General features: G+C 62.3%; 9 protein-coding genes. 4 read left to right on the forward strand and 5 right to left on the reverse strand.

Annotation, left to right across the window (positions count from 1 at the left end; all coding sequences use genetic code 11):
* Positions 1 to 77 precede the first annotated feature (77 nt).
* Positions 78 to 674, reverse strand: coding sequence for a putative pterin-binding protein (locus RY831_RS29145; RefSeq protein WP_326509844.1), 597 nt, complete (start codon positions 672 to 674; stop codon positions 78 to 80).
* A gap of 21 nt (positions 675 to 695) precedes the next feature.
* On the opposite strand from RY831_RS29145, the gene RY831_RS29150 reads away from it, so the two are divergent.
* Both RY831_RS29150 and RY831_RS29155 read left to right on the forward strand, forming a co-directional pair.
* The gene (locus RY831_RS29150; RefSeq protein WP_326509845.1) at positions 696 to 857 is read left to right on the forward strand and encodes a hypothetical protein; all 162 of its coding nucleotides are present in this window, start codon (positions 696 to 698) and stop codon (positions 855 to 857) included.
* Between the two features lie 49 nt (positions 858 to 906).
* Entirely contained in the window at positions 907 to 1455 is a 549-nt protein-coding gene (locus RY831_RS29155; RefSeq protein WP_326509846.1) for a superoxide dismutase family protein, read from the forward strand.
* A gap of 68 nt (positions 1456 to 1523) precedes the next feature.
* On the opposite strand, the gene lpxO is transcribed toward RY831_RS29155, so the two are convergent.
* From lpxO to RY831_RS29170, 3 genes are all read right to left on the reverse strand, one after another.
* Complete coding sequence (lpxO, locus tag RY831_RS29160; RefSeq protein ID WP_326509847.1) at positions 1524 to 2423, reverse strand: lipid A hydroxylase LpxO; 900 nt, start codon at positions 2421 to 2423, stop codon at positions 1524 to 1526.
* A 110-nt stretch (positions 2424 to 2533) separates the two neighbouring features.
* Complete coding sequence (locus RY831_RS29165; protein WP_326509848.1) at positions 2534 to 3340, reverse strand: substrate-binding periplasmic protein; 807 nt, start codon at positions 3338 to 3340, stop codon at positions 2534 to 2536.
* Positions 3341 to 3475: 135 nt separating this feature from the next.
* Positions 3476 to 3919: a hypothetical protein gene (locus RY831_RS29170; RefSeq protein ID WP_326509849.1), complete on the reverse strand. Its 444-nt coding sequence runs from the start codon at positions 3917 to 3919 to the stop codon at positions 3476 to 3478.
* Positions 3920 to 4059: 140 nt separating this feature from the next.
* Here RY831_RS29170 and RY831_RS29175 point away from each other — a divergent pair, with 140 nt between their 5' ends.
* Both RY831_RS29175 and RY831_RS29180 read left to right on the forward strand, forming a co-directional pair.
* On the forward strand, positions 4060 to 4734 hold the full coding sequence (locus RY831_RS29175; RefSeq protein ID WP_326509850.1) for a methyltransferase domain-containing protein: 675 nt from the start codon (positions 4060 to 4062) through the stop codon (positions 4732 to 4734).
* 139 nt (positions 4735 to 4873) lie between these two features.
* Complete coding sequence (locus RY831_RS29180) at positions 4874 to 5731, forward strand: DUF4198 domain-containing protein (protein WP_326509851.1); 858 nt, start codon at positions 4874 to 4876, stop codon at positions 5729 to 5731.
* Between the two features lie 66 nt (positions 5732 to 5797).
* Here the strand turns inward: RY831_RS29180 and RY831_RS29185 are convergent, their stop codons facing one another.
* Entirely contained in the window at positions 5798 to 6016 is a 219-nt protein-coding gene (locus RY831_RS29185) for a hypothetical protein (RefSeq protein ID WP_326509852.1), read from the reverse strand.
* Positions 6017 to 6456 lie beyond the last annotated feature (440 nt).

The following is a 6456-nucleotide window of genomic DNA, read 5'->3' on the forward strand; positions in this document are numbered from 1 at the left end:
TGAGGCATTGAAGAAGCGCTCCACTATAGCAGCTAAGGATGGGCCGGCCGTTGTTCGGAGCGCCTGCATGAACGGAGTTATTGCACCTCGATGTGGTACAGCCCCCACGGACAGGTTGCGAAGCGTACATTGAGCGGCTTGGCCGCCATGTCCTTGAAGCGGTCGGCGTCATAGACCGCCCACAGCGGCCCCAGCCCGCCGAGCGGCATCGGCCTGCGATCCAAGTGCGTGGCGACGATGAAACGGTATTTGCGCAGGTCGGCCACCGGGACCGCGACCGCATAGCCATCGAGCGCGCGCAGCACCAGCTTGCTCCTGTCGCCGAGCATGGCGCCCGCGGTCTTGACCACATCCAGCAACAAAGGGCCGCGCAGGGCATGGACCTGCTCATCGTATTCCAGCGTCGGCCGGATCTGGGTCGATGGCAAGGCGGTCAGCGCGCGGAAATCGAATGCATACGCGCGCTCGAAGTTGACGCCCTGCTTTTTCATCAGTTGGTCGAGCGCCGGATCGAGGCCGCTGCGGTTGCCCTTCTGGATGGCGCCGGTCACGGTGAGCAGGGCCGGTCCGCGCGCGATGTTGCGCGCCGGCCGCCTGGTTGCCGCCGCGGCCGTTGCGGCGGGCAGTGCGAGGCCTCCGGCAATGGCGGCCGCCAGAAAATCACGTTTGTTCAAGCATCCTCCCCGGGTCAGGTCATGAAGCGCAAGATTTTACGCTCGCGCGCATCTCTGAGCCAGATCAAACCGGTGAAGGCCGGCTTGGGAAAATGCCGGAATGCATGCGATTATCCGGTGGGCGTACGGGGCATGCCCGGCCTGCCAGCGCCGGTGACGCACCGTAATCAAGCCGCCGCATAACAACGATGCAATGGAAACGCAATAGAAACGCGATAAAAGGAGGTTCACCATGCGACTCGTCGCCAGTCTGCTGCTCGGCAGCATCGCCCTTGCCGGCTGCGCCGGCCTGTCCGGCCAGGGCACCGGCAATCCCAAGAATCCCAAGCCGATCGCGGTATCGCAGCTCAAACCCACCCAGGGCAACAAGACCAGCGGCTCGGTCAGCTTTGTGCAGAACGGCGACCGCATCCTGATCGATGCCCGCATCGACGGCCTAACGCCCGGCGCGCACGGCTTTCATGTGCATGAAAAGGGCGACTGCAGCTCGCCCGACGGCATGAGCGCCGGCGGCCACTTCAACCCCTCCGGCAAGCCGCACGGCGGCCCCGACCACGCCGACCGCCATGCGGGCGACTTTGGTAATCTCGATGCTGATGCCAACGGCAATGCCGTGCTCAAGCTGACGATTCCGGCCAGCCAGATCAGCCTGGCCAAGGAAGCGCCCAACAGCGTCGTCGGCAAGGCCCTGATCGTCCATGCCGATCCCGACGACTACAAGACCCAGCCTACCGGCAATTCCGGCAAGCGCCTCGCTTGCGGCATCATCGCGCTGCAGTAAAGGCGGGCCCGAAAACGAGCATGCCCTCCGCAGAGGGCATGCGTGCGTGCGCTGCTGAAGGCCGAGGGTCAGAGATAGACGATCAGCGCCACCGCGCCGACGATCAACGCGCCCTTGACGATGTGGTAGGCGGTCTTGTTCCAGGCCTTGAAGCGGCGGCGGTACTGTCCCATCAGCCAGGAGATGCGGAACACCTTGTTGACGCCGCCGAGCTGGTCTCCGGTTTCGTTGGGCGAGCTTGCCGCGGTCATCATCGTGCGGCCGAGGAAGCGGTTGATCGCCTGCGCCCAGCGGTAGCGCATCGGGCGCTCGATGTCGCAGAACAGAATCACGCGGTCGCTCTCGCTGTCATTCCTGGCCCAGTGGATGTAAGTCTCGTCGAAGACCACGCCCTGTCCGTCGCGCCAGCTGTAGCGCTGGCCGTCGACCTCGATGAAGCAGCGGTCGTCGTTGGGCGTCGCCAGTCCGAGGTGGTAGCGCATTGAACCGGCGAACGGATCGCGATGGTGGTTCAGCTGGCCGCCCGGCGGCAGTTCGGCGAACATTGCCGCCTTCACCGAAGGAATGCTGCGCAGCAGGGCCACGGTCTGCGGGCAGAAGCGCTCGGCCGACGGATGGCTGGCGTCATACCATTTCAGGTAGAAGCGCTTCCAGCCGGCCTTGAAGAAGGAATTGAAGCCGGCGTCGTCATTCTTTTCCGCGGCCTTGATCTTTTGCAGCGCCAGCAGGTTCAGCGCCTCGGCGCGGATCACTTCCCAGTTCTTCTGCAGCGGCTCGAGTTCCTTGAAGGTGTCGACCGGCAGGTAAGGCGTGGACGGTACCCGGGAAAACGCATGCATGAACAGGTTGATCGGCGCCATGAACGACGAGTGGTCGAACATCTGGCGGAAGAAGGGCAGCCGCACCCGGCCACGGAAATGAATGTGGAGGATGGACAGCAGGTAAAGGGAAACAATGGTCCATTTCATGAAACAGCCTCGAAAAAAATGGCGCGAAATGCAGCCCGGCATGCCGCAGCAGCCTGATGGACAGTCATTGTCCTATAGCAGGAGAAAGTGTGCAGAAGCGACGTTCTAGACTACGCCGGCTCTTGGTATTTCTTCAAAATGGCGCCGTAGACGCCATTGCGGCGAATCGTCTGCAGGCCCGCATTGAAGGCGTCCCGGACCGCAGCGTTGCGGAAAACCGCCATGCGCGGGCTGGGCGGGAAGAGCGGATAGATCGTGATCGCCTGCTTGACGTCGATCGGCGTTTCCAGTTGGCGCGTCAGGTGGCGAAATACCAGGCGGTCGCCGACCACGACATCGACGCGGCCGGTGTAAAGCAGCTTGTTCTGGGTGAGTTGCTGCGGATACTCCCTGTAATCCGGATGGGTATCGGCGAGGGTGCGGAATTCTTCGCCAAGCAGCATGCTGGCATTCTGGAATGCCGCAATCGACAGCCCGCGCAGATCGCTGATGTCGCGTATGCGCAGGTTGCGGCTGCTCAGCGCAATGGCGGCATTCTGGTAATGCAGATAGGGTTCGGAGAAATGATCCTTGCCGCCGATGCCCTCCGTCACGGTCAACATGCCGTCCAGGTGGCCGACGCGCAGCAGCGCCAGCGCCCGTGATGGCGGCAGATGCTGCGCCACCATCCGGTATCCCCCGGCTGCAAGTGCCTTTTCGGCAATCTCGTATTCCATGCCGCCGGCTCCCGGCGTAAGGAAATAGGGCGGCTTGACCAGCCCCACGCCAACCTGCAGTACGGGCAAGGGCTCCGCGGCGAAGGACGGCATCGGCAGGCCAAGCATGCCTGCCGCGCAGGCCGACACGAGCGCCAGCCCGCGGCGCAGCGGGGAGAACCGTGCGGCGATGGCGGAAAGATAGCGGCGGCACCGTGTCATGTGGTCGATCTCATCATGTGCAAGGCATGGTACCTTGCCTTGCCCTGGATTGTCTGGATTGACTGAAATGCATTGGATTGCGTTGCATTGCAGCAAACCGAAAGACTGGAATTATAGACGCTGGCGGCAGGATGCTCATGTTGCGCCATCCCGTGCCGCGGACACCGGGCCGCCGGCGCCTCGTCCCAGGCGGCCCCTGATGCCATACGCCAGCACGACACCTTGGGCGGCGGCGTTCATCGCGGTCACGCCCGCGAACAATCCGCTTTTCTGAACGAAAACAGCGTACAGCAAGGTCACCAGGGTGACCGCGATCCAGCCGCCCCATGAACTGATCGAAATGGAAGCCCGAGCCTGCGGATCACGGTGATAACGCATCAACTGCGGCAGATAGCAGCCGAGGGCCGCCACGCCGGAAATGCCGTACAACATGCTTAATATCTGTTCCATTTTGCCGCCGCGCTCTATGACTTTCGATGACTCGAGTTGCTTATCAGAAATATTGACCGACGGTAGACCCATCGCCGCGATGAATGTTCCCTCCGGGAAAGCCAATGCGGCAAAAAAGGGTTTGCCCATCTCGGCGCTCCTCAGGCTTGTGTTTGCACAACGGCGGCATGACCAAGGCATTGAATAATGCACAGGCAGCAGATCGCATCGGGCGGCACGGCTTGACCGCCATGCATGACAAGGGAACAGGATCCCGCACGGGAGAAAGTATGAAACAGGCAATCAACGCGCAATATCATCCGACGCCGGGCGGCGCCTTCGTCGACAAGATACTGGCATCGCAGCGCCGCAAGCTGTTCGATGCCTTCCTGCATTTCAAGCAGGGCAATGCCAGCGACACCACGCTCAATGTCGGCATGATGCCCGGTCCGGTGTTTGAAAAGCCGGATCTCCTCGATGCATGGTGCGACCAGAAGGAGCGTTCGCGCATCCTGTCCTACCAGATCGAACCGCCGTCGGGCGGGACGCCGGCCGAACTGCAACTGCCGTTTTCCGATGGGGCGTTCGACTGGGTGTTCTGCAATGAAGTCATCGAACACGTCGGCGGCAGCGAGCGCCAGTTCGCGCTGGTGAAGGAACTCTTCCGGATCGCGCGCAAGGGCGTGTTCGTCAGCACCTCCAACCGCAAGCATCCGATCGAATTCAATACCGGCCTTCCGCTGCTGCATCTCCTGCCGCAGGGCGTCTGGCAGCGGCTGCTGCGCATGGGAGGCAAGCGCCACTGGACTTCGCCGGGCGTGCTGAACCTGATCGATGCCCCGGCGCTATACCGTTTTGCCGAAAAGCTGCCCGGTTCGCCGCAGCACGATGTCGGCCACAAGCGCGTCTTCGGCGCCAAGGCGCATTTCTTCCTGATGGTGAACAAGGCGGCCCGGAGCGCCTGAGCACCTGAGCACATCCGTACCTCAGCAACTGAGCGCAGCGGTCAATGGCCGGCGGTTCGGCCAGGCATTGAACCGCTGCCCGGCTTTGATGCCGAACTGTGGAATCACAGAACTTATCGCGCATCGAACCGCTTTGCCTATGTTGACTGAATTTGCAGTGCCGCACCGTTTCCGTTTCATCGCCGCATCGCTGACCGCGTTCCTGGTGTCCTGCTTGCCACGGACCGCCGCCGCGGACGAGGTCTGGCTGGCGGCCAGACCGTTCTCGCCGGCCGTCGGCGCGTCGACAGCCTTCAGCCTCAACACCGGGGAATACTTCAGCGGAGAGCCGCTGCCGATTTCCGCCTCGCGGGCGGCGGCCGTCCACCTGTATTCGCGGGCGGCGCCGACCGATCTCGGCGCGCAGCTTCCCCCCGATCAGGCGCTGCCGGAAATGCGGCTGACGCCGCCCGCCGCCGGCACCTACATGCTGGCCTATGACAGTCACCCCGACCAGATCAGCCTGCCGGCTGACCAGTTCCATGCTTATCTGCATGAAGCGGGACTCGATTCCATCATTAGCCAGCGCGAAGACGACGGCAATGCGGAGCAACCCGGCCGCGAACGTTATCGCCGGCATCTCAAGACGCTGCTGCGCGTCGGCGGCAAGTCGGACGGCACCTATTCCGTACTGACCGGACAGCGGCTGGAAATCGTGCCGGCCTCCGATCCGCTGGCGCGCAGTGCCGGCGACAAGCTGACCTTTACCCTGTTTTTCGACAGCAAGCCGCTGGCAGGCGCGCTGGTGAAGGCCTGGCACAAGCAGGATGAGCAGACCTTGACGATACGTGCCCAGACCGGCGACGGCGGCAAGGTCGGTTTCAACCTGCCCTATGCCGGCGTGTGGATGATCAGCGCGGTGCACATGCTGCCTGCGACGGACACGCAGGATATAGACTGGGACAGCTTCCGCGGCAGCCTTACGTTCGAGCTGGCGGGAAAAAACATCGGGCGCTGAGGCGATAAACGGCCCCGGCATTCGGTATTCGGCATTCCACTATCGACGACAGAAAGCGGCGATGAATCATGCGCCGAAATAAATCTGGCGCGATATATCCTTTTGGCCGTTGTACCAGCTGTTGCCTGCGCCGCTGACGCCGCCTGGGGTGCCGGCGCCGCCGGACGAAGTCATGCCGTCCGTTCCCGCGCCGCCCGAGGAGAAGGAGCTCCGCATGGGCATGTCGGAGCAGCCGGCGAGAAATCCGGCGATGGCAAGCAGAATGATCGTAGTGAACCTGTTCATGGCAAATCCTTGGCAGAGCGCACAAAGGCGCAATGTTGATGAAAAGAAAGACGCAGTGCAGCATCGCGCTGCGGAGGTCACTATAGGCAATGGGAGAAAAAGGGCTATGGTGCAATGCGTCAGACGTTGAGCGAGCTCAAGCGGCTGGCAATCAAAGCGTTAGAGCGGTTTCGCCTTGACCTGCCTGCCGATCCCGGACAGATTGCCGCCGGCACTGCGTTGTGACTCCTTGCCATGGCTAGGCCATGTCGCGTCGTCACGCCTTGTTCCAGCGGCAATCTGCCTCGGCCTCGACTAGGCCGGTCAGGGCGAAAACGCTCTAGCGCTGCAGGCGTGCAATAAAAAAACGCCTCGTTCCCGAGTAATGCCGTTCAGTTAAGGTTTTTCTTGAGGACACGAACGGTGTAACGATGTGGCAAGGCCTTCACGGCCCGGTCGAT

This window comes from Noviherbaspirillum album, from assembly GCF_035916955.1.
GTDB lineage: Bacteria > Pseudomonadota > Gammaproteobacteria > Burkholderiales > Burkholderiaceae_D > Noviherbaspirillum > Noviherbaspirillum album.

Bases quoted from the DNA above. Each gene is read 5' to 3' on its own strand.
- RY831_RS29150 (WP_326509845.1), top strand. From the start codon at position 696: ATGAAGCGCAAGATTTTACGCTCGCGCGCATCTCTGAGCCAGATCAAA.
- RY831_RS29155 (WP_326509846.1), top strand. From the start codon at position 907: ATGCGACTCGTCGCCAGTCTGCTGCTCGGCAGCATCGCCCTTGCCGGC.
- lpxO (WP_326509847.1), bottom strand. From the start codon at position 2,423: ATGAAATGGACCATTGTTTCCCTTTACCTGCTGTCCATCCTCCACATT.
- RY831_RS29165 (WP_326509848.1), bottom strand. From the start codon at position 3,340: ATGACACGGTGCCGCCGCTATCTTTCCGCCATCGCCGCACGGTTCTCC.
- RY831_RS29170 (WP_326509849.1), bottom strand. From the start codon at position 3,919: ATGGGCAAACCCTTTTTTGCCGCATTGGCTTTCCCGGAGGGAACATTC.
- RY831_RS29175 (WP_326509850.1), top strand. From the start codon at position 4,060: ATGAAACAGGCAATCAACGCGCAATATCATCCGACGCCGGGCGGCGCC.
- RY831_RS29180 (WP_326509851.1), top strand. From the start codon at position 4,874: ATGTTGACTGAATTTGCAGTGCCGCACCGTTTCCGTTTCATCGCCGCA.
- RY831_RS29185 (WP_326509852.1), bottom strand. From the start codon at position 6,016: ATGAACAGGTTCACTACGATCATTCTGCTTGCCATCGCCGGATTTCTC.